We start from the raw sequence: 25947 nt of genomic DNA, 5'->3' as shown, positions 1-25947 counted from the left end.
CCTACGGAGGAGTCATGAGAAGAGTCGTCCGCGCGGTGGTGGTTTCGGCCGCGCTCGCCGCGGGGCTGCTGAGTGTGCCCGCCGGTGCGTCCGCGGCCGGCACGCCGTACGTGCCGGGAACGCTGCGGCCGTCCGTTTCGCAGGCCACGCAGGACGCGGCGCTGCAGAAGTACTACGACTTCTGGAAGAAGAACTTCCTGACCACCAAGTGCGGCACCGGCACCTACGCCGTGCTGTCCAAGGACGCCGACCACGCCTTCGTCGCCGAGGGCGAGGGGTACGGCATGACGATCTCCGCGATGATGGCGGAGAAGGACCCGCAGGCGCGCTCGATCGTCGACGGGATCCTGAAGTTCGTGAAGGCGCACCCGTCGGTCAACAACAAGGACCTGCACGCGGCGGAGCAGGATGCGAACTGCAAGAGCGTCAACGGCAGCGACTCCGCCACCGACGGCGACCTCGAGATCGCTTACGGCCTGCTGATCGCGGACAAGAAGTGGGGCAGCGGCGGTGCGGTCAACTACAAGGCCGAAGCCGTCCGGATCATCAACGCGATCAAGAAGAGCGAGGTCAACGGCACCACGAAGTTCACGCTGCTGGGCGACTGGGGCAACGACGCGGAGTACCGCAACAGCTCGCGTTCGTCGGACTGGATGCCGGGCCACCTGCGCGCGTTCGCGGCGGCGACCGGGGACAGCTTCTGGACGTCGGTCCGCACTCGTTCGGAGACGGCGGTGAGCCAGCTGCAGTCGTCGTACGCGCCGAACACGGGGTTGCTGCCGGACTTCGTGGTCAACACGAACTCGACGCCGAAGCCGGCGCCGGCGGACTTCCTGGAGGGCCCGTACGACGGCAAGTACAGCTGGAACGCGTGCCGTGACCCGTGGCGTCTCGGCGCGGACGCGATTTCGTTCTCCGGCAGCGCGGCGGCGGCCCAGGTGCGCAAGATGAACACCTGGATCAAGTCGGCGACGGGCGGGGACCCGGCCAAGATCCAGAGCGGGTATTCGCTGTCGGGGTCGAAGACGGAGAGCGGGCAGCACCCGTGCTTCACGGCGCCGTTCGCGGTGGCGGCGATGGCGGACCCGGGCAGTCAGGCGTGGCTGGACAAGCTGTGGACGGCGGTGTCGTCGTGGTCTCCGGACGCGACGGACTACTACGGGACCGGGATCACGGTCCAGGTGCTGTTGATCCTCAGCGGCAACTACGTGGCCGCGTAGGGTTCGCTCCGGCCGCCTCGCGCTATTTCGGGTGCGGGGCGGCCGGTTCGTGCGTGAGACTGGCGGTATGGCCGGTCATCCGCGGAGTGTCGAGGAGCTGACCCGCGCACTCGACGCGGGCCGGCGGTTCAAGTACGTGTACTTCTGGGGACACCGGCCCCCTCGCGGCGGCGGAGTGGGTGCGGGGTGTTTCAGCCAGTGGTGGCCCGCGCCGTTTTCGGTCGACGAGGTCCGCTTCGCGACGGCCGAGCACTACATGATGTGGCGCAAGGCGAAGCTTTTCGGTGACGACGAGGTGGCCGCGCAGGTGCTCGCGGCGGTGCATCCGAAGCAGGTTAAGGATCTCGGGCGGCGGGTGCGCGGCTTTGACGAGGACGTGTGGGTGGCCCACCGGTACCGGATTGTGGTCGAGGGGAACGCGGCGAAGTTCGCTCAGCATCCGGAGCTGGGGCGCTACTCGGCTGGAACCGGTGAGCGTGTGCTTGTTGAGGCGAGTCCGGTGGATCGGGTGTGGGGGATCGGGTTGGCTGTGGATGATCCGCGGGTGGGGAAGCCGCGGGGTTGGCGGGGGTTGAACTTGCTGGGGTTTGCTTTGGCGGATGTTCGGGGTGGGTCGGGGATCGGAGATTCTGTGGGTGGGTAAGGGTGACCTGGGGGGCGTTTTGGCTCTGCCGCGGCTGGGCGGGTCCGACCTCCCCCGCCCCTCCGGTGGGATTCTCAGGCGGCCGCCGCCTGAAGGGAAGGCTGGGATGAGGGGCGGGGGAGGTCTGGTGACGTCGTGGGTTGGCTTGCGTTGCCGGGCGCCGGTTCGCGATCACGTCGTTGGTCGGGTTGCGTTGCCGGCCTGCGGTCTACGTGTGGCCTGTGGACAACCGCTGCGCGGCCTCCGGTTCTTGTCGGTGCCCTCCGGTAGCGTGGAACTCGGGGGCTGCTCAGCTCGGCTGCCGGACCGGGAGCCCCGCCGCCCGGTAGATCTCGTCGATCACCGTCATGTTCTCCACCGCGTCCTCCGGTGAGGTCTTCACCGGTGCGCCCTCCCGTACCGCTGCCGCGAAGGCGTCCAGCTGGTACTCGTAGGTTGCCCGGCGGGGGAACTTCTCCGTGCGCTTCACCCCGTTGATCTCCGCCGTGAAGCGGTGGTATGCCTGGGGCATCAGGGGGTTGAACACCCGGACCGATCCGCGGGAGCCGGTCACCGAAGCGCTGATCTTCAGCACCGATGATGACCACATCGAGCACTTGATCCGGCCCGTGTGGCCCGACGGGTACGTCAGCTCCGCCGTCATCGCCCGGTCCACCTGCGGCGAGCGCAAGCGAGCCGTGGCCGAGACCACCGTGGGTGTCTCGCCTCCGAACACCCGGGCCATGTGGACCGCGTAGCAGCCCGCGTCCATCGTGGCCCCGCCCGCCAGTCCGTAGTCGTAGCGGATGTCCGAGAACTTCGGCAACGGGAAACACACCGCCGTCTCGACGCGCTGCAGTGTTCCCAGCTCACCTGACGCCACGATCTCCTCGACCCGCAGCGCCAGCGGGTGGTAGCGGTAGTGGAACGCCTCCATCACCACCCGGTCCGACGCCGAAGCCAGCGCGGCGATCTCGCGGGCTTCCTCCGCGTTCGCCGTGAACGGCTTCTCGCACAGCACGTGCTTGCCCGCCTCCAGCGCCGCGCGCGTCCAGCGGCCGTGGAGGCCGTTCGGCAGCGGGTTGTACACCGCGTCGATGTCCGGATCCGCCAGCAACTCCTCGTAGCCCGCGTACGCCCGGGCGATGCCGTGCTTGGCCGCAAACGCTTGCGCTCGGTCGAGCGACCGCGCCGCGACTGCCACGACGTCGACCTCGGAGCTGGAAGAGGCGGGCTTGACCAAGGCCGCGGGCGCGATGCGAGCCGCCCCCAGGATGCCGATCCGCAGGCTCATGGGGCGAAGCTAGCACCGGACAGAATTTCAACATGCAGTTGACCTCTTCAACTCGGAGTTGTAGCGTTCCGGCCAGTCGAACAGTGGAGGTCCGTTATGTCCCGTTCTCGTACCGTGCAGGCGGTGTTGCTCGCGAGCGTTGCCGTGCTGGTGACGGCTTGTGGTGGCGGTCCGGACGGCGCGGGCGGGACGTCGCAGGCCGCCGGGGCGCCCGCCTCCGGCATCCCGGACACCGCGGCGATCGTCCAGGGTGTGCAGAAGGACGCCCAGCTCAGCGACGGACTCCCGGCGAACGTCAAGCAGGCCGGCCTGCACCTGGCCTCGAACCTGCAGTCCGCGCCCAACAACTTCTACGCCGCCGACGGCAAGACGCCGATCGGCTACGAGGTCGACCTCGCCAAGGCGATCGCCGCCAAGCTCGGGGTCGCCGTCACGCACCAGGACATGGCGTTCGGCTCGCTCATCACCAGCCTCCAGTCCGGCCGCATCGACCTCACCATGGCCGGCATGAACGACACGAAGGCCCGGCAGCAGCAGATCGACTTCGTCGACTACTTCACCTCCGGCATCACGATCATGATCCGCAAGGGCAACCCCGACGGCATCACCGGGCCGGACACCCTGTGCGGCAAGAACGTCGCCGTCGTGCAGGGCACCAGCCACCAGAAGTTCGCCACCGAGCAGAGCACGAAGTGCACCCAGGCCGGCAAGCCCGCGATCACCGTCACCGCGACCGACAGCGACAACCAGAACCAGAACCAGCTGCGCACCGGCCGCGTCCAGGCGATCCTCAACGACCTCCCCAGCGCCGTCTACATCTCGCGCACCGCCGGCGACGGCAAGTTCTTCGAGGTCGTCCCCGGTGAGCCGATCGACGGCGGCCCGTACGGCATCGGCGTCAACAAGCAGAACACCCAGCTGCGGGACTCCGTGCAGAAGGCGCTCCAGGCCCTGATCACCGACGGCACCTACGGCAAGATCCTGCAGGCCTGGGGTGTCGAGCAGGGCGCGATCAAGGAGGCGGCCGTCAATGGCGGCTCCTGAACCGCTCCCGATCGTCCGGCTCCGCCACTGGGGCCGCTGGGTCGCCGCCGCGATCATCGTCGCGCTGCTCGTTCTGCTCGGCATCGCCCTCGGCAACGCGGAGATCGAGTGGAACCAGGTCCCGGACTTCGTCTTCTACAAGGTGATGGCGACCGGCCTGCTCAACACCGTCGTCCTCGCGGTGCTCTCCCAGGCCGTCGCGATCGTGCTCGGCATCGTCATCGCCCTGTTGCGCCGCAGCGCCAACCCGGTCGCCCGGTGGTTCGCCGCCGGGTACATCTGGATCTTCCGCGGGCTTCCGGTGCTGCTGCAGATCCTGCTCTGGTACAACCTGGCGCTCGTCTTCCCGGTCATCGACATCCCGTTCCTCGTCCACGAGCAGACGAACGTGCTGATCAGCGCGTTCACCGCCGCGTTCCTCGGCCTGGCGCTCAACGAAAGCGCGTACATGGCCGAGATCGTGCGGGCCGGCCTGAACAGCGTGGACAGCGGGCAGACCGAGGCGGCCAAGTCGATCGGCATGACGCCGGCCGCGACGCTGCGCCGGGTCGTGCTGCCGCAGGCCATGCGCGTGATCATCCCGCCCACCGGCAACGACTTCATCAACATGCTCAAGGGCACGTCGATGGCGTCGGTGATCGGCGTGACCGAGCTGATCCACGCGGCCAACAACATCTCGTCCAACAACCTCCTGGTGATGGAGACGCTGCTGGCCGCGGCCGTCTGGTACATGGTCGTGGTGACCGTCGCCCGCGTCGGCCAGCACTACCTGGAACGCGCGTTCGGGCAGGCCGACCGCGGGCCGCTGTCCCGCGCCGGCAAGGCCCTGCGCGGCGTGCCGCTGGTGAGGAGTGCCCGTGTCTGAACCCCTGCTGCGCGCCGTCGGCGTCCGGAAGTCCTACGGCCACACCGAAGTCCTCGGCGGCATCGACCTGGCAGTCCACAAGGGACAGGTGGTCTGCTTGTTGGGCCCGTCCGGCGCGGGGAAGAGCACGTTCCTGCGCTGCATCAACCACCTCGAGACCATCGACGCCGGCCAGATCTGGGTCGACGGCGAGCCGATCGGCTTCCGGCAGCGCGGCGGCAAGCTCTACGAGCTGCGCGAACGCGAGGTCGCCCGCCAGCGCCGGGACATCGGCATGGTCTTCCAGCGGTTCAACCTTTTCGCGCACCGGACCGCGCTCGAGAACGTCGTCGAGGGCCCGATCCGGGTTCTGGGGCTCAAACCGGACGACGCCCACAAGCAGGGCCTCGAGCTGCTGGACCGCGTCGGGCTCGCGCACCGGGCCGACGCCTACCCGGCGCAGCTGTCCGGCGGGCAGCAGCAGCGCGTGGCGATCGCGCGGTCGCTGGCGATGAAGCCGAAGCTGATGCTGTTCGACGAGCCGACGTCGGCGCTCGACCCGGAGCTGGTCGGCGAGGTTCTCGAAGTCATGAGTACGTTGGCGGGGGAGGGGATGACGATGGTCGTCGTGACGCACGAGATGAGCTTCGCCGCGGAGGCCGCCGACGAGGTGGTGTTCCTGGCCGACGGCGCCGTCGTGGAGACCGGGCCGCCGTCGGAGGTACTGAGTGCGCCGAAGCACGACCGCACCCGGCAGTTCCTGGCGAGGATCCTCGCGTGACCCGGATTTCGCCCCGCTACCTGCTCCAGTTCGACGAGCCCGCCGGCTACCTCGACTTCGCCCGCTTCGGCCCGCCGTCGCACGCGGTGCTCGACACGACGGCCGCCCTGCTCGACCAGGCCACCACGGCCGGGCCGTCCACTGTGGACGAGCTGATGCGGCAGGAGGTCCGGGCCAAGGCCGCCGCCGCGCGGCTGTCCGGCTCGGACACCGACCACACCGTGCTGCTGCCGCACACCAGTCTCGGCCTGTTCCAGGCCGCGTTCCACAGCTCCGGCGAAGTGCTGGTGTCGGCGTCGGAGTTCCCGGCCAATACCTACCCGTGGGCCCGCGCCGAACAGGCCGGGCGCCTGCGCGTCCGCCGTCTGACCAGCGGTTATGTCACGCCGGAGCGCGTCGCCAATGCGTTGACGCAGGAGATCACGACGGTCAGCGTCAGCGCGGTCGACTTCCGCACCGGCTACCGCGCCGACCTCGCCGCGCTGCGCGACGTCGTCGGCGACCGGCTGCTGGTCGTCGACGGCATCCAGGGCTTCGGCGTCGTCGAGGAGCCCTGGGAGGTCGCCGACGTCCTGGTCGTCGGCGGGCAGAAGTGGCTGCGCGCGGGCTGGGGAACCGGCTTCGCGGTGCTGTCCGACCGCGCGCTGGAGCGGATGGACCCGGTGCTGTCGGGCTGGACCGGCGCGCGTGACCCGGGCCTGTTCGACGACGAGATCCACCCGCCGGACGCGACCGCGCAGGCCTGGTCGATCTCCAACCTCAGCCCGATCACCTCCGGCGCGTTCGCCGAGGCCTTGGAGCTGGTCGAGGACGCCGGCGCCGGGGCCATCGCGGCCCGGATCGCCGAGCGGCTGGCCTCCTTCGAAGAGGTCCTGGCCTCCTGCGGCGCCGAAGTCGTCTCGGCGGTCGACCGGCGCGCGGGAATCCTGGCGTTCACGCTGCCCGGCCACCCCGCCGAGCAGGTCGGGGCGGCGCTGGCCAACGCCGGGATCGCGGCGACCGTGCGGCCCGAGCACGTCCGGCTGTCGCCGCACGCCTCGACCCCGGCCGCGGCCGCCGACCTGCTCCGGGAAGCGCTGGAGACGCTGACGGCGCCGCGTGCGCCCCTGGTCGTCCCGGCCGCGGGGGCGACCACGCACGACGTGCTCACCGCGCTGGTCCCGGCCATCCCGGGGCTCGCGGCGATGCTCGGCCCGGGCAACGAAGTCCTGCTGCACGACCTGAGCCGGCTGCCGGACTCGATCATCGCGATCGCCGGAGACCTCACCGGCCGCAGCGTCGGCGGCCCGATGACCGACCTGCTGCTCGGCCTGGTCCGCCGCGGCACCACCCAGGACCTGACGAACTACCGCACCCACGGCCCCGACGGCCGGCCGATCCGCTCCTCGACGCTGTTCCTGCGGGACGCCGACGGGGTCGCGGTCGGCTGCCTGTGCGTCAACAGCGTCGAGGAGGCCGCGTCCGCCGGCGGCAACGGCGAGCCGGAGACTTTCCCACCGGACGTCGACAGCCTGCAGCGGTTCCTCGTGGACCGGGCGGTGACGAAGGCGGGCATCCCGGTCGACCTGATGAAGAAGCGGCACAAGGCGGCCGTGGTGCGGGAGCTCGACGAAGCCGGTTATTTCCTCATCAAGGACGCGGTCGACCACCTGGCCGGGCGCCTCGACGTCACCCGGTACACGATCTACAACTACCTCAACGAGATCCGCGCCTGACGCTGCCCGAACGGACCTTGTCCCTGCGGCCGTTCGGGCGCACGATGGCGCGCATGACCGAATCGGACACGCGGGCCTTGGTCCGCCTCGAACCGGACGGCGAGGCGGACGCCGAAGAGTTCGACCTGCTCGCCCGCCGGTTGCGGGCCGAGCTGGGCGGGCTGGACGTCGACCTGCTGCCGGTGCCGGCCGAGCTCCCGGCGGGAGCCAAGGCCGCCGACCCGGTGACGATCGGCTCGCTGATGGTGGCGTTCAGCGCGGCCGGTGGCGTGTTCCCGGGGCTGGTCGAGACGCTGCGCGAGTGGCTGGGCCGCCAGGCGGGCAAGCACAAGATCAAGGTGACCATCGACGGCGACACGGTCGAGCTGGAGCGCGCGACGTCGGCCGAGCGCCAGCAGCTGATCGACGCCTTCGTCCGCCGCCATGGCTAGCCGTCACGCGCTGCTGATCGCGACGGAGACCTACGCCGACCCGGCGTTGCGGCAGCTGACCGCACCCGGCGGCGACGCACGGGAGCTGGCCGCCGTCCTGAGCGACCCGGCGATCGCCGGCTTCGAGGTGACGACGCTGGTCGACCAGCCCCACCACGTGGTGGGCGAGGCGATCGGCGAGTTCTACCGGGGGCGCCGCCGCGACGAGCTCACGCTCCTGTACTTCACCGGCCACGGCGTCAAGGACGACGACGGCAGCCTGTACCTGGCGATGGCCAACACCCGCCGGGACAGCCTGATGTTCACGGCACTGGCGGCGGAGCTGGTCGACCGCGCGATGGCGGGCTGCCCGTCGCGGCAGAAGGTGCTGGTGCTGGACTGCTGCTACAGCGGTGCGTTCCCGGCCGGGCGCCTGGCGAAGTCGGGTGCGGACGTGCACACGCTGGAGCGGTTCCAGGGCCGCGGCCGCGCGGTGCTGACGGCCTCGGACGCGACGCAGTATTCGTTCGAGGGCGATGCGGTGGTGGGCTCGGCAGCCCGCTCGGTGTTCACCCGGCACCTGGTGGCGGGCCTGCGAGACGGAAGCGCCGACCTCGACGGCGACGGAAACGTCACGGTGGACGAGCTGTACAGCTACGTCCACGAGCGCGTGGTGGCGGAGATGCCGCGGCAGCGGCCGAAGCACCAGTCCGATGTGGAGGGACGCATCGTGCTGGCGCGGAACCCGCGGTGGGAGCTGCCGGAGTACCTGCGGCACGGGCTGGCGAGCCCGATCGCTTCGGACCGGCTGAACGCGCTGGAAGGGCTGAAGCGGCTTCACCGGGTGGGGAACGAGTGGGTGCGGCAGCGGACGGCGGAGGAGATCCGCCGGCTGGTGGACGACGACAGCCGGACGGTTTCGGCGGCGGCGGCCGCTTGGGTGGGGGAGGCCGAGGGGCCGGTCGAGGTGGTGGCGTCGGAGCCGCCGGTCGAGGTGGCGCCGCTGGAGCCGCCGGTCGAGGTGGTGGCGCCGGTCGCCGCCGAGCCTGAGCCGCGGACCGCCGCGGCGCCGGTGGCCGCCGAGCCCGGACCGCCGGTGGCTTCGGAAGCGGCCGTGACCGAGCCCGAGGCGGCCGCCACCGAGCCGGTGGCGGCCGCCGAGAGCGACGAAACCGCTGAGAAGAAGAAACTCTCCCGCCGCGCGAAGATCTGGCTCGCGGTCGCGATCGCGATCCTGGTCGCCGGGACCGTCCTGCTGATCCTCCTGCTCACGCTGAACGGTTCCGGCAGCAGCGGCAGCAGCAATTCCGGCGGCTACTACAGATAGGACTCCACCGCGTCCGCGGCGACGGAAACCCCGCCGTGTCCCCGGATCTCCGCCTTCAGTGACGCCCGCCGCGCAGCCACCGAAGCCGACGAGGACACCTCATCGACCGCCTCCCGCAGCGATGAAGCCGTCACCGACTCCGCGGGCAGGTGCCGGCCGACTCCCAGCGCCTCGAGCTGGGCCGCGTTGCCGAACTGGTCCGCGGCCTGCGGAATCGCCACCGTCGGGACCCCGAACCACAGCGCTTCCGTCGCCCCGCCCATCCCCGCGTGCGTGATGAACGCCGACGCCGCTTCGAGCACCGCCAGCTGCGGCACGTTCTCGTGCACCTCCACCGACGGCGGCAGCGGCCCGAGAGACGCAGGCGACACGTGCTTCCCGATGGACATCACCACGTGCCAGTCCGAAGCGAACGCGGCAACGCACGCCCGATAGACCTCGAGCTGGTCGGTGAACGCCGTCCCGAACGACACCAGCAGCACCGGGCGGCCCGACGACGGCGGCGTCCACGACCGGTCGGCCAGCCGCGCCGGATCCAGGCACGGCCCGACGAACCGCACGTGCGGGCCCACCCGGTCCGCCTGGGGCTGCATCGCCCGCGGGATCAGCGAAAGCACCCGCTCCGGATGCCCCAGCCACTCCCAGGGATCGGCCGAAACGCCGTGGGGCGCAAGCCACCCCGAGAGAGTTTTCGCATAGTCCACACCGGACGGTGACGCCTTGATCGGCGCCATCACCGAAGCCATGTCCTCGTCGTAGCCCTCCCACGCCACCAGCGTCGGCGACAGCTGCACCGCGGGCACGCCGTAGCGCGCACCCAGCAGCGGCGCACCCAGCCCGCCGATGTCGTACAGGACCAGATCCGGCCGGTCGGTGTCGAACCGGGACGTCAGCAGCGGGTGGATGGCCATGGCCTCGTCGAGGAAGACGCGCATGGCTTCGGCCGGCTCCTCCGGCCACACGGCCGCCTCGCCGAGCGGGAAGATCGTCGGGTGCTCGACGACCTCGGCGCCCGTCGGTGCCACCAGCGAGGCCAGCGGCGAGCCGACGACGTAGGACACCCGGTGCCCGCGCCGGACCAGCTCGGCGAGCACGCCCAGCGACGGGTAGACGTGGCTCGGCGCGGTGCAGCCGACCATGACGATGTGTTTGCGCAGCATGGTGCTCCTTCAAGGGAGAAAGACCAGACGGCGCGCAGGTGAAGGGACCCTCCCGGTACGCGGGGAGCCCGGCGGTCACGCCGTCTCAGACGAGGCGAAGCCGGATGAAGAAGATCATGGAACCGAACGTACGGGATCCCGGAACGTCCGCGCCACCCGATTTCCGCCTTTCGTAGGGCATTCGGGGTCCGCACCCGTTTGACCGTCCCGGCACGGCCGCGCCGGGACTAGGGTTCTCCCGCCCGAAGTCGCAGGGGAAAGGGAGAAATCAGTGAGACGTGCCTTTCTGGCCGCGGTGGCCGCCGCCGCGGTCGCGTCCGCGCTCGTGGCCGCGCCGGCCGCGAACGCCGCACCCGGGGGCCAGGCCATCGCCTGGGGACCGTGCACCGATCCCACGCTGGTCACCGCCGGCGCCGAATGCGGGTACCTCTCGGTGCCGCTCGACTACCGCCGTCCGGCCGGGGAACAGATCCAGCTCGCCGTCAGCCGCGTCAAGCACAAGGTGCCCGACGCGCAGTACCAGGGCGTCATGCTGACGAACCCTGGTGGCCCCGGCGGGTCCGGCCTGCTGCTCGCCACCCGCGGCCCGCGCGTGCCCAACCACGCCGGCGACGCCTACGACTGGGTCGGCTTCGACCCGCGCGGCGTCGGCGCCAGCAAGCCCGCGCTCAGCTGCGACCCGAACTACATGGACTACAACCGGCCGCAGTACGTGCCGTTCACCCCGCAGCTGGAGAAGACCTGGCTGAACCGCTCCAAGGGCTACGCCGAGGCCTGCGCGAAGAACAACTCGCGCGCGCTGCTGGAGAACATGAAGACGACCGACACGGTCAAGGACATGGACTCCCTCCGCCAGGCGCTCGGGGCGAAGCAGCTGAACTTCTACGGCTACTCCTACGGCACCTACCTCGGCCAGGTGTACGGCTCGCTGTACCCGCAGAACGTCCGGCGGATGGTGCTCGACTCGACGGTCGACCCGCGCGGCGTCTGGTACGGCGACAACCTGAACCAGGACATCGCCTTCGACAAGAACATCCTGATCTGGTTCGGCTGGCTGGCCCAGCACGACGACGTCTACCACCTCGGCAAGACGCAGGCCGCCGTGCAGCGGGTGGTCAACGAGCAGCTGCTCAAGGCGCAGTTCAACCCGGCCGGCGGCGTGATCGGGCCGGACGAGATCCTCGACGTCATCCAGCAGGCGAGCTACTACCAGCTGCGGTGGACGCTGCTGGGCGACGCGCTGTCCCGGTTCGTCAACCAGGGTGACTGGCAGAACTGGAAGACGCTGTTCGAGGCCTTCGGCGGCCGTGGCGACGACAACGGCTACGCGGTGTACCTCGCCGTGCAGTGCACCGACGTCCAGTGGCCGCAGAGCTGGAACCAGTGGAAGCGCGACAACTGGCAGACCTTCACCAAGGCGCCGTACTTCACCTGGCAGAACGCCTGGTTCAACGCGCCCTGCCTGTACTGGCCGGCGAAGGCCGGGAAGCCCACCAAGATCGACGGCCGGGGCGTGCAGAGCGTGCTGATGATCGACGAGACGCTGGACGCGGCGACGCCGTTCGAAGGCAGCCTCGAGGTCCGCAGCCGGTTCCCCGGTGCTTCGCTGATCGCGGAGCCGGGCGGCACCAGCCACGCGATCACCCCGCGCGGCAACGCGTGCGTCGACACCAAGATCGCCGACTACCTGGCGACGGGCGCGCTCCCGGCCCGCAAGCCGGGCCGCACGGCCGACGTCGAGTGCGCCCCGCTGCCGCAGCCGACGCCGCCGGCCCCGACGGCCGCGAAGGCCGACATCGCGGCGACGCAGGGCATGGTGGCCGGGCGGTTCACCGGCTGACCTGCGGAGACCCTGAAAAACGGGGTGCCGGGCACACTGCCCGGCACCCCGTTTTTCTTGCTTTCCGGTACCGGGGGCTTTGAACCTGCGCGGACTTTGTGTTACAAAGTGCGCATCAACTTTGCGATTCAAAGTCCACGGAAGGAGGACGCCATGACTGGGGGACCGGCGTTCGCGCTGCACGGCCTCACCAAGCGGTTCGGGCAGGTCACGGCGGTCGGCGGGGTGTCCGTCGAGGTCGCGCGCGGCGAGGTCGTCGCGCTGCTCGGGCCGAACGGCGCGGGCAAGTCGACCACCGTCGACATGCTGCTCGGCCTGACCAAGCCGGACGCGGGGGAGGTGACCGTCGCGGGTGGCAGCCCGCGGGAGGCCGTCGACCGGGGGCTCGTCGGCGCGATGATGCAGAACGGCGCGCTGCTGCCGGACGCCACCGTCGGCGAGCTCGTCGGCCTGATCGTCTCGACGCACGAGAACCCGCTGCCCGCCACCGAAGTGATCGCCCGGGCCGGGCTGGAGAACCTCGTGAAACGCCGCTGCGGCAAGCTGTCCGGCGGGGAACGCCAGCGCGTCCGGTTCGCCCTCGCCCTGGCCGGCAACCCGCAGCTGCTCGTGCTCGACGAGCCCACCGCGGCGATGGACGTCGACGGCAGGCGCGCGTTCTGGGCGGCCATCCGCGAGTTCGCCGCCGGCGGCCGGACGGTGCTGTTCGCCACGCACTACCTGGCCGAGGCCGAAGACTACGCCGACCGCGTGGTGCTGATGCGCCACGGCGTCGTCGTCGCCGACGGCCCGGTCGCCGAAGTCCGGGCCGCGGTGTCCGGCCGGGTGCTCAAGGCCGTCGTGCCGGGCGCGACCGACGCGGACCTCGCGCGCCTGCCGGGCGTCACCGACGTCCAGCTGCGCGGCGGTCGCGCCGAGCTGGCCTGCGCCGACTCCGACGCCGCGATCCGCGCCCTGCTGCTCGCCCACCCGGACGCGTCCGACATCGAAATCACCGCGCTCGGCCTCGAAGAGGCCTTCCTGGCGCTGACCGCCGAGGAGGCCGCCGCGTGAACACGACGTACCTGAGCCTGGAGATCAAGCGGATCGTCCGGAGCCCGCAGTTCACCGTCTTCACCATCGGCATGCCGCTGGCCATGTTCCTGTTGTTCGGCTCGATCTTCGGCAAGCTCGTGGCGCCGAACGGTCTCGCCTCGAACGTCCAGACCATGATCAACCTGGCCGCGTACGGCGCGAGCGGCGGCGCCCTGTTCACCGGGACGCGGGTGGCGCAGGAACGCACCGACGGCTGGCAGCGGCAGCTGCGGCTGACGCCGATGCGCGGCCCCGGCTACCTGGTGGTCAAGGTCCTCTCGGCGATGGCCGTGGCCCTGCCGGTCCTCGTGGTGCTGTTCCTCGCCGGCCTGGCGACGGGCGTCGAGATGACCGCCGCGCAGTGGCTGCTGGTGCTGGGCTCGCTGTGGCTGGGCGTGCTCCCGTTCGCCGTGCTGGGCCTGGCCATCGGCCTGTTCGGCAAGGGGGACACGGTCGGCGCGGTGACCGGCGCGCTGATGATGCCCCTGGGCATGCTCGGCGGCCTGTGGATCCCGCTCTGGGTGCTCCCGGACTGGATGGCTTCGCTGGCGCGCTTCTTCCCGACGTACTGGCTCGGCCGGATCGGCCTCGAACCGCTGGCCCACCAGGGCGGGATGCTCCTGGCGGCGCTGGTGCTGCTGGGCTGGCTGGTCGTGCCCGCCCTGATCGTGGTGCGCCGCTTCCGGCTGGACACGGCCCGGCTGTGAATGCGTGTTAGCTTCCGTGCAGTCGAGGGAGTGGCACGGGAGAGGGCGAACCAGGTGGAAGACGAGCCGATGTCGGCCGAAGAGTCGCTGAACCTGATCGCCCAGCAGAACCGGCGGACGCGCCGGGAACTGGGCGGGGGCCCGGCACGGATGCTCGCCGCCTGGGCCCTCGCCTGGATCGTCGGCTGGGGCTTCACCTACGTCACGACGCTGCCCGGCGTGGGCATCCCCGGCTGGGTCTCCGGCGGCATCGTCGTCCCGCTGCTCTTCCTCGGCGCCGTCGCCTACACGGCGTTCACCAGCATCCGCACCGGCCGCGGTATCCGCGGGCCGTCCCGCACGGTCGGCGCGATGTACGGCTACGGCTGGGCGCTCGGCTCGATCGGGCTGATGGTCGTCGACATCCGGATCACGCAGTTCCAGGCGCTGTCGTCCGAGCAGGTGTCGCTGCTGTGGACCGGCACGTGGCTGCTGCTCACCGGCGTGATGTACCTGGCCGGTGGCATGGTGTGGCAGGACCGGCTCATGTACGGCCTCGGTGCGTGGATGATCGTGTCGGCCGCCTTGAGCGTGCTGATCGGCTACCCGGCGAACTTCCTCGTGCTCACCGTCTGCGGCGGGGGCGGGTTCCTGCTCGGCGCGATCGTCTACTTCGTCCGCGAGAAGACCGGCCGATGAGCGACCTGCCGCAGCTCGACCCCGTCATCCACGCCCAGGCGCGGCTGCGGGTCACCGTCGCGCTCGCCGGGCTGCGCGCGGGCGACCAGATCACCTTCCCGCGGCTGCAGCAGCTGCTGGACATGACGGCGGGCAACCTCTCGACGCACCTGCGCAAGCTCGAAGACGCCGAGTACGTCGAGATCACCAAGGCCTACGAACACCGCACGCCGGTCACCCTGGTCCGGCTGACCACGGCCGGCCGGGCCGCGTTCGAGAGCTACACCAAGGCGCTGCACCAGCTGCTGGACGCCACCGGCGGGGACTGACGTGAGCCGCTGGGTGATCCACCTCGACCTGGACGCCTTCTACGCCTCGGCCGAGCAGCTCACCCGCCCGACGCTGGCCGGGCGCCCGGTGCTCGTCGGCGGCACCGGACCCCGCGGGGTCGTCGCCGGGGCCAGTTACGAGTCGCGCGCGTTCGGCATCCGCTCGGCGATGCCGATGGCCCAGGCACGGCGGCTGCTGCCGGCGAACGGCGTGATCGTGCCGCCGCGGTTCCGCGTCTACGAGCGGCTCAGCCAAGAGGTCTTCGCGGTCGTCACGTCGGTGGCCCCGGTTCTGGAGAAGATCTCCCTCGACGAAGCCTTCGCCGAACCACCGTCACTGGTCGGCGCTTCGCTCGACGAGGTGACTTCGTTCTGTGCCTCGTTGCGCGCCCGGATCCGCGCGGAAACCGGCCTGGTGGCGTCGATCGGGGCGGGCAACGGCAAGCAGATCGCGAAGATCGCCTCCGACGAAGCCAAACCGGACGGGCTGCTGGTGGTGCCGCAGGGCACCGAACGGGAGTTCCTCGCACCCCTACCGGTGCGCGCGCTGTGGGGCATCGGCCCGGTCGCCGAAGGGAAGCTGCGGTTCATCGGCGTGCAGACGCTCGGGCAGCTGGCCGCACTGTCCGAACCGGACGCGGTGGCCACGCTCGGCGGCGTGGTCGGCCGCGACCTGCGCCGGCTGGCCACCGGTGTGGACGACCGCCCGGTGGCCGGTCGTGCCGAGACCAAGCAGGTCAGCGCCGAAACGACGTTCGACACCGACATCAAGGACCTCGCCTCGCTGCGGGCGGAGGTCCGCCGGATCGCCGTGGGCGCGCACCAGCGGCTGGTCAAGGCCGGCCGGGTGGCGCGGACGGTGGTGATCAAGCTGCGGCACACGGACATGCACACGGTGACCCGGTCCGAGACGATCTCGGCGCCCACGGACGACCTGGCCGAGCTGGCGGCGACGGCCGAGCGCCTGCTGATCGACCCGGCGGAGTTCGGCGGCATCCGGCTGGCGGGCGTGGCCTACAGCGGGCTTTCGGTGCCGCACCAGGACGCGCTGTTCAGCCTGGCCGCGCCTTCGGTGCCTTCGACGTCGACCGTGGTGTCAGCCCCGGCTCCCGCGGCGCCTTCGGAGTGGCGTCAAGGCGACGACGTGGTCCACGAGGAGTTCGGCACGGGCTGGGTCCAGGGCGCGGGCCACGGCCGGGTGACGGTCCGCTTCGAGCGCCGGTCCTCCGGCCCCGGCGTCGCGCGCACCTTCCTCCAGTCGGACCCGGCCCTGACCCGCGGAGACCCCCGCGACTGCCTAAGCTGAATTGCCACAATCATGTGGCACTTATAAATGCCACGTGATTGTGGCATTTGGCCCTAGGGTGCCGAACAGCCTTGCAGCAGGGCCACCTGCTGGCCCGCCAGCAGGAACGCGCCCACTCCGTATGCCGCCGTGTCGGTCGCGTGCGCGGCGGCCGGGCGGTCGCCCACCGGCTGGACGTACCCGACGAAGCCGTTGGGCTGCAGGGCCTTCGTCGACAGCGCCGTCCACGCCCTGTCCACCACCGGGCGGAAGCGGGCCGCGTCGAGGATGCCCGCGTTGACGCCCCAGCCGAGGCCGAACGCGAAGAACGCCGTGCCGCTGGCCTCGGGGCCGCCGTGGTCCCACGGGTTCAGCAGGTCCGAGTTCCAGAAGCCGTCCCGTCGCTGGACCAGCGCCAGCGTGGCCGCCATCTTCTTGAACACACGCAGGTACTCCGGCCGCCGCGGGTCGTCCGCCGGCAGCACCTGGAGCACCTTCGTCAACGCCGCCAGGGCCCAGCCGTTGCCGCGGGACCAGAACACGCCCGAGCCCTTGAACCGCGCGTCGCGGTACCACAGGCCGGTGAACTCGTTGAACAGCTTGTGTTCCGACGACCGGAAGAGCTGGTCCATGGCGTCCAAATAGGACGGATCGTGGTCGATCAGGCTCATTCGCGCGAACGACGGCATCGCCATGTTCAGCGCGTCGACGTAGTTCCAGTAGTCGCGGTGGCCCGCCTGGACGGACGCCACCTCGTCGCGGATCCGCGTGCGAATCGAATCCAGGGGAATCTCGGGGTGGAAGTAGGTGTACAGGTCGAGGTACGCCTCGCCGGCCGCCTGGTTGTCCGGGAAGAACGGCCGCTTCGGGTCGTCCGGGAGCAGGTACTTGTTGGCCTGGGCCCAGGGGTAGGTCTTGTGGTTGGACTGGCCGGTGGTCCGGACCAGGGCGAGGTTGCCGACGTGGAACGTGGCGTTCTGCCAGTCCGGCGCGTCGAGGTTCGTCCCGTTGGTCACCCAGTAGTTGCCCGCGGACACCATTTCGTCGGAAATGGTGCAGGTCGCCGCGGTCGCCACCGGGGCGGTGAAGAGACCGCCCGCCAACGCCGTGGCCGCGAGCACGCCGAAACCGCGAATTCCCGGGAAACGCATGAAAGCGTCCTCCTCAACAGGTCATGGCGGCGGGCATCCGCAGCGAGTGAAGCGCGTCCCGGTAACCGTGTCAAGGTACCGATCACCGGTACGCCGCAACGGTTTCCAGCAATCGGCGGCACGCTGTCTCGGCGCCGTCGGCGTTCTTCGCCAGCACCAGCGTCAGCACCCGGGAATGCGCGACGAGCGTGTCCACCGGTTCGCCCTGCGCCCGCAGCGCCGCCACCACCGGCACCTGCAGCTGCGCGATCAACGTGTTCCCCGCCGCGCGGACCAGCGCCGCGTGGAACTGCGCGTCGGCGGCCTCGAAGGCCGCGGTGTCCTCGGCGTCGGCCATCTGCGCGTAGGCCGCCGCCATCGCCGAAAGCTCGTCGGGACGCCGGTGCAGCGCCGCCATCCGGGCCGCCTGCGGTTCGATGGCCAGCCGCAGTTCCAGCAGCTCGCGTAGGTGCTCGCGGCCGCCGGGCCCGCCGACGCGCCAGGCGATGACGTCCGGGTCGATCGCGTCCCACGCCTCGGGCGGCAGCGTCCAGGTCCCGACCCGCGGGCGCGCGGTGACCATGCCCTTGGACTCGAGCACGCGCAACGCCTCGCGGACCACCGTGCGCGACGCGGAAAACCGCCGGCCCAGCTCCTCGGGGACGAGCGGCTGCCCGTCCCCGAGAGCGCCTTCGACGATGAGCCGGCCCAATTCGTCGACGATGCGCGCGTGGAGGTTGCGCACCGTTACTCGGGCAGGCCGACGCGCCGCTCCCCGCTGCGCAGCTGCTGCAGCACGACCGCGATCACCAGCAGCGCGCCGTGGGCGACGTTCTGCCAGAACGGGTTGATGCCCAGCCCGGACATGCCGTTGTCGAGCACGCCGAGGATGACCACCGCGAGCACGGTCGAAATGATCGACCCGCGGCCGCCCTTGAGCATCGTGCCGCCGAGCGCGGCGCCGGTGACCGCCTGCAGCTCCAGGCCTTCCGAGCCGGACGTCGGCTGGCCGGAGCCGGTGCGGGCGGTGATCAGCACGCCCGCGATCGCCGCGACCACGCCGACCAGGGCGTACACGCCGATGATGTACCGGTTGATGTTGATGCCGGCCAGCCGCGCGGCGGTGTCGTTGCCGCCGATGGCGTAGACGTTGCGGCCGATGTCGGTGTACTTGAGCAGGAAGTGCAGCAGTGCCGCGACGATCAGGAACACCCACACCAGCGACGGCAGGCCCGCGATCGCGCCCTTGGCCAGGAAGATGAACAGGTCGTCGCCGCCGGTGTAGCCCTGCGCCTTGCCGTCGGAGATGACCTGCGCGATGCCCTTGTAGGTGGCGAGCATGGCCAGCGTCGCGACCACCGGGTTGACCCGGCCGAAGATGATGATCATGCCGTTGACCAGGCCGCACAGGATGCCGACGCCGACCGCGGCGAGGATGCCGACCTCGGCGTTGCCGGTCGAGGTGAACACCATCGCCGAGATGACCGAGGCCAGCCCGGCCATCGAACCGACCGAGATGTCCAGCGCGCCCAGGATGATCACCAGGGTCTGGACCAGCGCGAGCAGGCCCATGATGGTGATCGCGCTGCCGATCAGCAGCAGGTTGTTGGTGCGGAAGAAGTTCTCGTTCAGCACGCTCAGCAGGATCACCAGCGCGATCAGCGTGATGATCAGGCTGGAGTTCTGCACGCCGATGCCGGACAGCACGCGGCGCGCGGCGCTCGGCTGCGGCGGTGCGGCAGGCGCCGACGTTTCCTTGGTGGGGGTACTCATGCGCCGATCTCCTGGGCGTCGTCCACGGCTGGTTCGGTTTCGGGGATGGCGAGGGTCAGCACGGCCTCTTCGGTCGCTTCCTCGCGGCCGAGCTCTCCGGCGAGGCGCCCGGCACGCATGACGAGGATGCGGTCGGCCAGCGTCAGCACCTCGGGCAGGTCGGAGGAGATGACCAGCAGCGCGATGCCTTCGGCGGCGAGGCCGTCGATGATCCGGTAGATCTCGGCTTTCGCGCCGACGTCGACCCCGCGCGTCGGTTCGTCGAGGATCAGCAGCTTCGGCCGCCGCGCGAGCCAGCGCGCGAGGACGGCCTTCTGCTGGTTGCCGCCGGAAAGCTTGCGGACTTCCTGCTCCATCGACGGCGTCCGCACGCGAAGCTCGCGTACGTACTCCTCGACGAGCGCGCGTTCCTTCGCCCGCTTCACGACCCGGAAGCGCCGAAGCCGATCCAGGACGGCGATGGAGACGTTGTCGCGGACGGACCGCTGCATGAGCAACGCGTCCGTCTTGCGCTCTTCGGGCGCGAAGCCGATGCCCGCTTTGACGGCGTCACCCGGGTTGTGCGCGCGCAGCCGCTTGCCGTCGAGTTCCACGGTCCCGGACCGGATCGGCAGGTCGCCGACGATCGCCCGGGCCAGCTCGGAGCGGCCCGCGCCGACCAGCCCGGCCAGGCAGACGACCTCGCCCGCGCGGACCTGCAGCGAGATGCCGGTGACGTCGTCGGTCGTGACGTCGGTCAGCTTCAGCACGACGTCGCCGGTGTCCTGGGTGACGCGGCGCTCGAGCGCCGAGAGGTCGCGGCCGATCATCATCCGGACCAGGCCGGCCTCGTCGGTCTCCGCGGCCCGCTGGACGCCGACGAGCTTGCCGTCGCGCAGCACGGCGACGCGGTCGGCGAGCTGGAAGATCTCCTTCATCCGGTGCGAGACGTACACGACCGCGACACCGCTGTCGCGCAGCCGCCCGATCAGCCGGAACAGCGCCTCGACCTCGTGTTCGGACAGCGACGACGTCGGTTCGTCGAAGGCGATCACCCGCGGCGGAGTGGCCGCGGTGAGCACCCGCAGGATCTCGACGAGCTGCCGCTGCGCGGGGGAGAGCGCGGCGCCGAGCGTCGCCGGGTTGAGGACGCCTTCGAAGCCGTACTCGACGAGGGCGTCGTGCGTGGCGTTGGTGAGCGTGCGGCGGCTGAACACCCGGGCCTTCGCGGGGAGTTCGCCGACGAAGACGTTCTCCGCCACCGAAACGTGCGGGATGATCTCGGGTTCCTGGTAGATGACGCGCACCCCGGCGGCCATCGCCGCGCGCGGCGTGTCGAAGGCGACTTCGGTGCCGTCCAGGAGCAGCCGGCCCTCGTCCGGGCCCTGGTCGCCGGACAGCACGCGCAGCAGCGTCGACTTGCCGGCGCCGTTTTCGCCCATCAGGGCCAGGACTTCGCCGGAGCGGAACTCCAGGGAGACGTCGTCGAGGGCGGTGACCCCGGAGAAGCGCTTGCCGATGCCCTCGACGGCGAGCGCGGGAGGAGAGCTGGACATGGTCGCCTTCCGTACGGCGGTCGTGAGTGGTAAGGCGGGTTAGAACCCGCCTTACCACTCACGAGGGGTGGGCGGTCAGGTGCAGTTGACGCCGGCCTGCTTGTAGTTGTCCTTGTTGACGATCGTGGTCTTGGCGATCGTCTCCGCGGGCAGCTCCTTGCCGTTCTTCACCTTGTCGACCAGCACCTGGATCGCCGAGCGGCCGACCTCGGCGCCGGAGATGTAGAGCGCGGCCTTGTTGCCGGTGTCCTTGTTCGCGGCCCAGTCCTTGCAGTCGAGGTAGGCGCCGAGCCCGACGCCGATGATGTTCTCCGCCTGGACACCGGAGTTGGCCAGCGCGGTCACGACGCCGGTCTCGTTCTCGTCGTTGCAGCCCCAGACCACCCAGTGCTTGACGCCCGGGTTGGAGCCGATCACCGCGCCGGAGCGGTTCTGCGCGTCGACCGGGGAGTTGTCGGTGCCGACGTCGATGACCTGGACGTCCGCGCCCGCGGCCTTGGCGAACGCGGACTTCGCGGCGTTGACGCGGTCGGTGCAGACGGTCAGGTCCTGCTTGTACGCGCTGATGATCTTCGTGTCGGCGGCGGCCCAGCCCGCGGCCTTGAACAGCTTCCCGGCCTCGGTGCCGACCGAGTCGCCCATCTGGCTGCCGTTGAAGCCGACGAACGGGGCCTTCGCGCCGGTGCCGTCCTTGATGACGTCGTCGGACGCGATCAGCGGGATGCCCGCGCTCTTGGCCTTGTCGATCACCTGCGGGCCGATGGCCTGGTCCGGGACGACGATCGCGACGCCGTTGGCGCCCTGCGCGACCGCCGCGTCCAGTTCGGTGATCGCCTTGTTGGCGTCCTGGCCGAGGTTGACGACCTTGAGCTCGACGCCGAGCTCCTTCGCCTTCTCCTGCGCGCCCTGGGCCTGCTCGACGAAGTACTGCTGGTCACCCTGTTTCTGCAGGTAGTACAGGGTGATCTTGCCGTTGGCGGGTGCCTGCTGCTGCGGCGCGGCGGTGTCTTTGCCGGAAGAGCAGGAGGCCAGCAGGGCGCCGGAAATCAAACAACAACCAACAACGCTCCAGGTCCGGAACCTGTGCGGGTATGTGGACATCGAGTGCTCCCATGGGGGCCGAGGTCGAGTGGATCGGTCGGGTTAGCGCAGTGACTCGTATTACAAAACACCCGTTCGAGGAGCGTCAAGGCGCAGTTAGCGGAGCGAGACCTACCCTCTGTAGTTCTGTCGTGACGCATGCCCGGGTGATTTATCGTATTTTTTCGTACCTGGGCTGGGCGTTGTCCGGTTTTGCCAGGTAACAATGTTCTGATCGGTGTTGTCGACTGTGGTGGATGTTGCTGATCCCCGGGATGCCGTCGCTGCTCGTGCGGACCGGCTGGCAGGATGGCCGGACCACGTTAGGGGGACCCGATGACGAAGTACCGCGTCGCCGCGCTCGCCGGGGTCGCCGTCCTGGTGGCCGCGTGCAGCAACCCGCCGCGGCAGCAGGGGCCGGCGCCGACGCCGTTCCCGGAAACGGCGGCTCCGTCTTCGGCTGGCGCGCCCGAGGGGTCGTTCAGCGTCGTCGCCACCGGGGACGTCCTCATCCACCCGGCGCTGACCGAACAGGCCGAGGCCGACGGCGGCGGCAAGATCGACTACCGGCCGCTGCTGGCCGGGATCAAGCCGCTGATTTCCGGGGCCGACCTCGGGATCTGTCACCTCGAGACGCCGCTGGCGCCGGAGGGCGGGCCCTACAGCGGCTACCCGTCGTTCAGCGCGCCGCCGGAGATCGCCGACGCGATCAAGGACACCGGCTACAACACCTGCTCGACGTCGTCCAACCACACGATCGACCAGGGCGCCGAGGGCGTCACCCGTACCCTGGACAAGCTCGACGCCGTCGGCGTCAAGCACACCGGCTCGGCCCGGTCGGCGGCCGAAGCCGCGAAGCCGCTGATCCTCGACGTCCACGGCGTCAAGGTCGCGCAGGTGTCGTACGCGTTCGGCTTCAACGGCATCAAGGTGCCGGCCGGCAAACCGTGGCTGGCCAACCAGATCGATGTCGACGCCGTGCTGGCGGCGGCCCGCAAAGCCCGCCAAGCCGGCGCGCAGGTCGTCATCGCGAGCCTGCACTGGGGCGTGGAGTACCAGCACGAGCCGACGGCCGAGCAGCGGTCGCAGGCCAAGAGGATCCTGGCGTCGGACGACGTCGACCTGATCGTCGGCCACCACGCCCACGTGGTCCAGCCGTTCGAGAAGATCGGCGGCAAGTGGGTGGCCTACGGGCTGGGCAACAGCGTCGCCCGCCACTCCGAACCCAAGGGCGACACGGAAGAGGGCGCGGCCGCCCGCTTCCGCTTCGTCCGCGACGGAGACCGCTGGAAGGTCGACAAAGCCGAGTACATCCCGACCCTGATCCGCCTTGACGCCCCGATCCGCCTGATCGACTTGTCGACATCTCCCTCGTCTCCCCAGGTCACCAAGGCCCTCCAGGACACGGACAAGAACATCCTGAGCCTCAACGCCGACAAATCCGGCCTCACCCGCCCCGGCAGGTAACGGGCATCTCGTGTGATCCCACGGGCATCACGCGTGCGCAGAGGGGCATCACGCGTGATTGAGAGGGCATCTCCGCGATGCCCCTCCAATCACGTGAGATGCCCCTCCAATCACGTGAGATGCCCGGCCGATCACGGGTGATGCCCCTGCGGGCACGGGTCAGTGGGTGCGGGTGGTGATGAGGCGGGCCAGGGCGGCGAGTTCGGTGGTGGCCCGGGAGGGTGGGACGGCGGCGGTGAGGTCGCGCAGGGCCTTGGCGAGCAACGCGTCCGCCTGGGCCTGGCTCCACTGGCGGCCGCCCGCGGTCTCGACGAGGGAAGCCGCACGGGCCAGCTCGGTCTCGTCCAGGGGCTCGCTCCGGGCGTAGAGCGCGGCGAGGTCCGCGCCGGCCGGGGTGCCGGAACACAGGGCCGTCACCACCGGCAGGGACTTCTTGCGGTTCTGGAGGTCCGAGTACACCGGTTTGCCGGTGACGGCCGGGTCGCCCCAGATGCCGAGCAGGTCGTCGACGTGCTGGAACGCCAGGCCCACCGCCTGGCCGAACGCGCCGAAGCGGTCGTCCGTGCCGTCCGGTCCGGTCGCCGCCCCGAGCGTGCAGGCCGCGCCCAGCAAGGCCGCTGTCTTGCCCTCCGCCATCCGGACGCACTCGCCGGGGGTGACGTCGTCGCGTTGCTCGAAGTCCAGGTCCGCGGCCTGGCCTTCGAGCAGGGCCAGTGTCGCGGCCGACAGCACCTTCGCGTGCGCCGCCCCGCTCGGGGCCAGCACTTCGAACGCCAGGCTCAGCAACGCGTCCCCGGCCAGGATCGCCGGCCCGGTGCCGAACACCGTCCACGCCGTCGCGCGGTGCCGCCGGGTGGTGTCGCCGTCCATGACGTCGTCGTGCAGCAGCGAGAAGTTGTGCACCAGCTCGACCGCGACGGCGGCGGGCACGGCGTCGGCCGCGTCGCCGCCCGCCGCTTCCGCGCACAGCAGCACCAACGCCGGCCGCAGCGCCTTGCCGCCGTCGGTGGCCGCCGGCCGCCCGTGGGCGTCCTGCCAGCCGAAGTGGTAGGCGGCGATCCGCCGCATCACCTCCGGCAGCCGCTCGGCGGCCGTCCGCAGCGCCGGGTCGACCAGTCCCTTGCTCCACGCGAGGACGCCGGCGAGCGGGCGCGCCGCGGTTCTCGTGTTCATCGTGGTCATCAGTGGCCGATCTGCACGTCGTCGAGCACGCCGAGAGCGTCGGGAACGAGCACGGCCGCGGAATGGTAGGCACTGACCAGGTACGAGGTGATCGCGCGGTCGTCGGAGCCCATGAACCGGACGTTGAGCCCGGGTTGGTATTCGTCCGGCAGCGACTTCGGGCGCAGGCCGATCACGCCGGCGTCGTCTTCGCCGGTGCGCATGGCCAGGATCGACGTCGTCCCCGCCGCGCTCACCGGGATCTTGTCGCAGGGCAGGATCGGCACCCCGCGCCAGGCGGTGACGCGTTTGCCGGCCAGCACGGTCGTGTCCGGGTAGATCCGGCGGGCGGTGCATTCGCGGCCGAACGCCGCGATCGCCTGGGGGTGGGCGAGGAAGAAGCGCGTCTTGCGCCGCCGGCAGAGCAGATCGTCCAGGTCCAGCGGGGTCGGCGGGCCGGTGCGGGTGGTGAGCCGCTGCTTGAGGTCGGCGTTGTGCAGCAGCCCGAAGTCGGTGTTGTTGACCAGTTCGTGTTCCTGGCGTTCCCGCAACGCCTCCACGGTCAGCCGCAGCTGCTGCTCGAGCTGGTTCATCGGCTGGTTGTAGAGATCGGCGACCCGGTTGTGCACCCGCAGCACGGTTTGGGCGACGGCCAGGTCGTACTCGCGCGGCGAGGGGTCGTAGTCGACGTAGGTGCCGGGCAGCAGGGGCTCGCCGTCGTGGCCGGCGGCCAGGTCGATCGCGGCTTCCCCCTTGGCGTTCTGCGGTTTCCGCGGCCGCGAAAGTGCTTCGGCGACATGGGTGCGCAGAGCTTCGGACCGGCCGTTGAGCCGCGCGTAGACGCCGGCGGGCAGCACCAGCGCGATGACGCGGGTGGCCGCGCGGGCGGTGTAGGGCCACGCGCCGGGCTCGGGCCCGAGGACTTCTTCGCCGAAGTGGTCGCCGTCGGTGACGGCGCCGAGGAGCAGGTCGTCGCCGTAGGGCCCGGTGCCGTGGCGGGTGACCTTGCCGTGCGCGAGGAGGAACAGGGTGTCCCGCGGGGCGCCGGCGGCGAAGAGGGTGTCACCGGGCTCGTATTCCCGTTGCTCGAACGCCTCCGCCAGCGCACCCAACGCCGTTTCGTCGCCGAAGCCGCGCAGCAGCGCGAGTTCGGTCAGCTCGGCGGGCACCACCTGAACGCGGGCGCCGGTGTTGTAGAAGGAGACTTTGCCGTCGCCGAGGGTGTAGGTGAGCCGCCGGTTGACCCGGTAGCTGCCGGCCGGGACGTCCACCCACGGGAGCTGCGAAAGCAGCCAGCGGGTGGTGATGCCGCGCATCTGCGGCAGCGTCTTGGTGGTCGTGGTCAGCGTCCGCGCCGCGGTGACGCTGAGCGACAGCTGGACCGAGGTGGTCTCTTCGGTGACGGTCACGGCGTTTCCCGGCCGATCTCGGCGCTTTCGAGGACGGCGAGGGCGTCGGGGACGAGGACGGCGGCGGAGTAGTAGGCGGAGAC

At 70.5% G+C, this 25947-nt stretch carries 25 protein-coding genes; 15 read left to right on the top strand and 10 right to left on the bottom strand.

The genetic code is table 11. The annotated features are described in order from the left end of the window. Positions 1-14: 14 nt before the first annotated feature. Positions 15-1220 (top strand): glycosyl hydrolase family 8, encoded by a 1206-nt coding sequence (locus IE317_RS41210; protein ID WP_191316782.1) that lies wholly within the window; start codon positions 15-17, stop codon positions 1218-1220. 67 nt (positions 1221-1287) lie between these two features. Then, the gene (locus tag IE317_RS41205) at positions 1288-1863 is read left to right on the top strand and encodes an NADAR family protein (protein ID WP_191316781.1); all 576 of its coding nucleotides are present in this window, start codon (positions 1288-1290) and stop codon (positions 1861-1863) included. A 289-nt stretch (positions 1864-2152) separates the two neighbouring features. On the opposite strand, the gene IE317_RS41200 is transcribed toward IE317_RS41205, so the two are convergent. After that, on the bottom strand, positions 2153-3136 hold the full coding sequence (locus IE317_RS41200; protein ID WP_191316780.1) for a Gfo/Idh/MocA family protein: 984 nt from the start codon (positions 3134-3136) through the stop codon (positions 2153-2155). A 96-nt stretch (positions 3137-3232) separates the two neighbouring features. Here IE317_RS41200 and IE317_RS41195 point away from each other — a divergent pair, with 96 nt between their 5' ends. From IE317_RS41195 to IE317_RS41170, 6 genes are read left to right on the top strand one after another with little or no spacing between them, the layout of a single operon-like run. Continuing rightward, positions 3233-4180, top strand: coding sequence for an ABC transporter substrate-binding protein (locus IE317_RS41195; protein WP_191316779.1), 948 nt, complete (start codon positions 3233-3235; stop codon positions 4178-4180). Next, the gene (locus IE317_RS41190) at positions 4167-5045 is read left to right on the top strand and encodes an amino acid ABC transporter permease (RefSeq protein WP_191316778.1); all 879 of its coding nucleotides are present in this window, start codon (positions 4167-4169) and stop codon (positions 5043-5045) included. The genes IE317_RS41195 and IE317_RS41190 overlap by 14 nt, the downstream gene beginning before the upstream one ends. Next, entirely contained in the window at positions 5038-5805 is a 768-nt protein-coding gene (locus IE317_RS41185) for an amino acid ABC transporter ATP-binding protein (protein WP_308443427.1), read from the top strand. The genes IE317_RS41190 and IE317_RS41185 overlap by 8 nt, the downstream gene beginning before the upstream one ends. Continuing rightward, a complete protein-coding gene (locus IE317_RS41180) occupies positions 5802-7520 on the top strand; it encodes an aminotransferase class V-fold PLP-dependent enzyme (protein WP_191316777.1) in 1719 nt (572 codons plus the stop codon). The genes IE317_RS41185 and IE317_RS41180 overlap by 4 nt, the downstream gene beginning before the upstream one ends. Before the next feature lie 53 nt (positions 7521-7573). Next, a complete protein-coding gene (locus IE317_RS41175; RefSeq protein WP_191316776.1) occupies positions 7574-7951 on the top strand; it encodes an effector-associated constant component EACC1 in 378 nt (125 codons plus the stop codon). Further along, positions 7944-9257, top strand: coding sequence for a caspase, EACC1-associated type (locus tag IE317_RS41170; protein WP_191316775.1), 1314 nt, complete (start codon positions 7944-7946; stop codon positions 9255-9257). Before IE317_RS41175 ends, IE317_RS41170 begins: the two co-directional genes overlap by 8 nt. Here IE317_RS41170 and IE317_RS41165 read toward each other — a convergent pair. Continuing rightward, positions 9248-10417, bottom strand: coding sequence for a macrolide family glycosyltransferase (locus IE317_RS41165; RefSeq protein ID WP_191316774.1), 1170 nt, complete (start codon positions 10415-10417; stop codon positions 9248-9250). The genes IE317_RS41170 and IE317_RS41165 overlap by 10 nt on opposite strands. A 295-nt stretch (positions 10418-10712) precedes the next feature. On the opposite strand from IE317_RS41165, the gene IE317_RS41160 reads away from it, so the two are divergent. From IE317_RS41160 to IE317_RS41135, 6 genes are all read left to right on the top strand, one after another. Next, positions 10713-12257, top strand: coding sequence for an alpha/beta hydrolase (locus tag IE317_RS41160; RefSeq protein WP_191316796.1), 1545 nt, complete (start codon positions 10713-10715; stop codon positions 12255-12257). 153 nt (positions 12258-12410) lie between these two features. After that, positions 12411-13310 carry an ABC transporter ATP-binding protein gene (locus IE317_RS41155; RefSeq protein WP_191316773.1) on the top strand — a complete coding sequence of 300 codons (900 nt, stop codon included), beginning with the start codon at positions 12411-12413 and terminating at the stop codon, positions 13308-13310. After that, complete coding sequence (locus IE317_RS41150; protein ID WP_191316772.1) at positions 13307-14038, top strand: ABC transporter permease; 732 nt, start codon at positions 13307-13309, stop codon at positions 14036-14038. The genes IE317_RS41155 and IE317_RS41150 overlap by 4 nt, the downstream gene beginning before the upstream one ends. A gap of 54 nt (positions 14039-14092) precedes the next feature. Beyond that, the gene (locus tag IE317_RS41145; RefSeq protein ID WP_191316795.1) at positions 14093-14716 is read left to right on the top strand and encodes a hypothetical protein; all 624 of its coding nucleotides are present in this window, start codon (positions 14093-14095) and stop codon (positions 14714-14716) included. Further along, positions 14713-15024: a transcriptional regulator gene (locus IE317_RS41140; protein ID WP_191316771.1), complete on the top strand. Its 312-nt coding sequence runs from the start codon at positions 14713-14715 to the stop codon at positions 15022-15024. Before IE317_RS41145 ends, IE317_RS41140 begins: the two co-directional genes overlap by 4 nt. 1 nt (position 15025) lies before the next feature. Continuing rightward, positions 15026-16330 (top strand): DNA polymerase IV, encoded by a 1305-nt coding sequence (locus IE317_RS41135; protein WP_191316770.1) that lies wholly within the window; start codon positions 15026-15028, stop codon positions 16328-16330. Between the two features lie 53 nt (positions 16331-16383). Here IE317_RS41135 and IE317_RS41130 read toward each other — a convergent pair whose 3' ends face one another. The 5 genes from IE317_RS41130 to IE317_RS41110 form a co-directional block, all read right to left on the bottom strand. Further along, complete coding sequence (locus tag IE317_RS41130) at positions 16384-17460, bottom strand: glycoside hydrolase family 88 protein (RefSeq protein WP_191316769.1); 1077 nt, start codon at positions 17458-17460, stop codon at positions 16384-16386. 82 nt (positions 17461-17542) lie between these two features. Continuing rightward, on the bottom strand, positions 17543-18184 hold the full coding sequence (locus tag IE317_RS41125) for a FadR/GntR family transcriptional regulator (RefSeq protein ID WP_191316768.1): 642 nt from the start codon (positions 18182-18184) through the stop codon (positions 17543-17545). A gap of 2 nt (positions 18185-18186) precedes the next feature. Next, positions 18187-19212 carry an ABC transporter permease gene (locus IE317_RS41120; protein WP_191316767.1) on the bottom strand — a complete coding sequence of 342 codons (1026 nt, stop codon included), beginning with the start codon at positions 19210-19212 and terminating at the stop codon, positions 18187-18189. Further along, positions 19209-20747, bottom strand: coding sequence for a sugar ABC transporter ATP-binding protein (locus IE317_RS41115; RefSeq protein WP_191316766.1), 1539 nt, complete (start codon positions 20745-20747; stop codon positions 19209-19211). Before IE317_RS41115 ends, IE317_RS41120 begins: the two co-directional genes overlap by 4 nt. 75 nt (positions 20748-20822) lie before the next feature. Next, positions 20823-21797: a substrate-binding domain-containing protein gene (locus IE317_RS41110; RefSeq protein WP_191316765.1), complete on the bottom strand. Its 975-nt coding sequence runs from the start codon at positions 21795-21797 to the stop codon at positions 20823-20825. A 366-nt stretch (positions 21798-22163) separates the two neighbouring features. On the opposite strand from IE317_RS41110, the gene IE317_RS41105 reads away from it, so the two are divergent. Beyond that, positions 22164-23294, top strand: coding sequence for a CapA family protein (locus tag IE317_RS41105; RefSeq protein WP_191316764.1), 1131 nt, complete (start codon positions 22164-22166; stop codon positions 23292-23294). A 159-nt stretch (positions 23295-23453) separates the two neighbouring features. Here IE317_RS41105 and IE317_RS41100 read toward each other — a convergent pair whose 3' ends face one another. The 3 genes from IE317_RS41100 to IE317_RS44930 all read right to left on the bottom strand — a co-directional run. After that, entirely contained in the window at positions 23454-24476 is a 1023-nt protein-coding gene (locus IE317_RS41100; RefSeq protein WP_191316763.1) for a family 2 encapsulin nanocompartment cargo protein polyprenyl transferase, read from the bottom strand. Further along, the gene (locus tag IE317_RS41095; protein WP_191316762.1) at positions 24476-25864 is read right to left on the bottom strand and encodes a family 2B encapsulin nanocompartment shell protein; all 1389 of its coding nucleotides are present in this window, start codon (positions 25862-25864) and stop codon (positions 24476-24478) included. Before IE317_RS41095 ends, IE317_RS41100 begins: the two co-directional genes overlap by 1 nt. Further along, positions 25861-25947: hypothetical protein (locus tag IE317_RS44930; RefSeq protein WP_229903190.1), on the bottom strand; the 87-nt coding region annotated here is incomplete at its 5' end. The genes IE317_RS44930 and IE317_RS41095, both read right to left, overlap by 4 nt.

Origin of the sequence: Amycolatopsis bullii (assembly GCF_014654205.1) — a bacterium.
Taxonomy (GTDB): Bacteria; Actinomycetota; Actinomycetes; order Mycobacteriales; family Pseudonocardiaceae; genus Amycolatopsis; species Amycolatopsis plumensis.
This window is presented reverse-complemented; position numbering and strand designations above follow the sequence as displayed.

What these genes read in the sequence shown, in the direction of transcription:
- IE317_RS41210 (WP_191316782.1), top strand. Translation starts at nt 15, where the DNA reads ATGAGAAGAGTCGTCCGCGCGGTGGTGGTTTCGGCCGCGCTCGCCGCG.
- IE317_RS41205 (WP_191316781.1), top strand. Translation starts at nt 1,288, where the DNA reads ATGGCCGGTCATCCGCGGAGTGTCGAGGAGCTGACCCGCGCACTCGAC.
- IE317_RS41200 (WP_191316780.1), bottom strand. Translation starts at nt 3,136, where the DNA reads ATGAGCCTGCGGATCGGCATCCTGGGGGCGGCTCGCATCGCGCCCGCG.
- IE317_RS41195 (WP_191316779.1), top strand. Translation starts at nt 3,233, where the DNA reads ATGTCCCGTTCTCGTACCGTGCAGGCGGTGTTGCTCGCGAGCGTTGCC.
- IE317_RS41190 (WP_191316778.1), top strand. Translation starts at nt 4,167, where the DNA reads ATGGCGGCTCCTGAACCGCTCCCGATCGTCCGGCTCCGCCACTGGGGC.
- IE317_RS41175 (WP_191316776.1), top strand. Translation starts at nt 7,574, where the DNA reads ATGACCGAATCGGACACGCGGGCCTTGGTCCGCCTCGAACCGGACGGC.
- IE317_RS41170 (WP_191316775.1), top strand. Translation starts at nt 7,944, where the DNA reads ATGGCTAGCCGTCACGCGCTGCTGATCGCGACGGAGACCTACGCCGAC.
- IE317_RS41165 (WP_191316774.1), bottom strand. Translation starts at nt 10,417, where the DNA reads ATGCTGCGCAAACACATCGTCATGGTCGGCTGCACCGCGCCGAGCCAC.
- IE317_RS41155 (WP_191316773.1), top strand. Translation starts at nt 12,411, where the DNA reads ATGACTGGGGGACCGGCGTTCGCGCTGCACGGCCTCACCAAGCGGTTC.
- IE317_RS41140 (WP_191316771.1), top strand. Translation starts at nt 14,713, where the DNA reads ATGAGCGACCTGCCGCAGCTCGACCCCGTCATCCACGCCCAGGCGCGG.
- IE317_RS41130 (WP_191316769.1), bottom strand. Translation starts at nt 17,460, where the DNA reads ATGCGTTTCCCGGGAATTCGCGGTTTCGGCGTGCTCGCGGCCACGGCG.
- IE317_RS41120 (WP_191316767.1), bottom strand. Translation starts at nt 19,212, where the DNA reads ATGAGTACCCCCACCAAGGAAACGTCGGCGCCTGCCGCACCGCCGCAG.
- IE317_RS41115 (WP_191316766.1), bottom strand. Translation starts at nt 20,747, where the DNA reads ATGTCCAGCTCTCCTCCCGCGCTCGCCGTCGAGGGCATCGGCAAGCGC.
- IE317_RS41105 (WP_191316764.1), top strand. Translation starts at nt 22,164, where the DNA reads ATGACGAAGTACCGCGTCGCCGCGCTCGCCGGGGTCGCCGTCCTGGTG.
- IE317_RS41100 (WP_191316763.1), bottom strand. Translation starts at nt 24,476, where the DNA reads ATGACCACGATGAACACGAGAACCGCGGCGCGCCCGCTCGCCGGCGTC.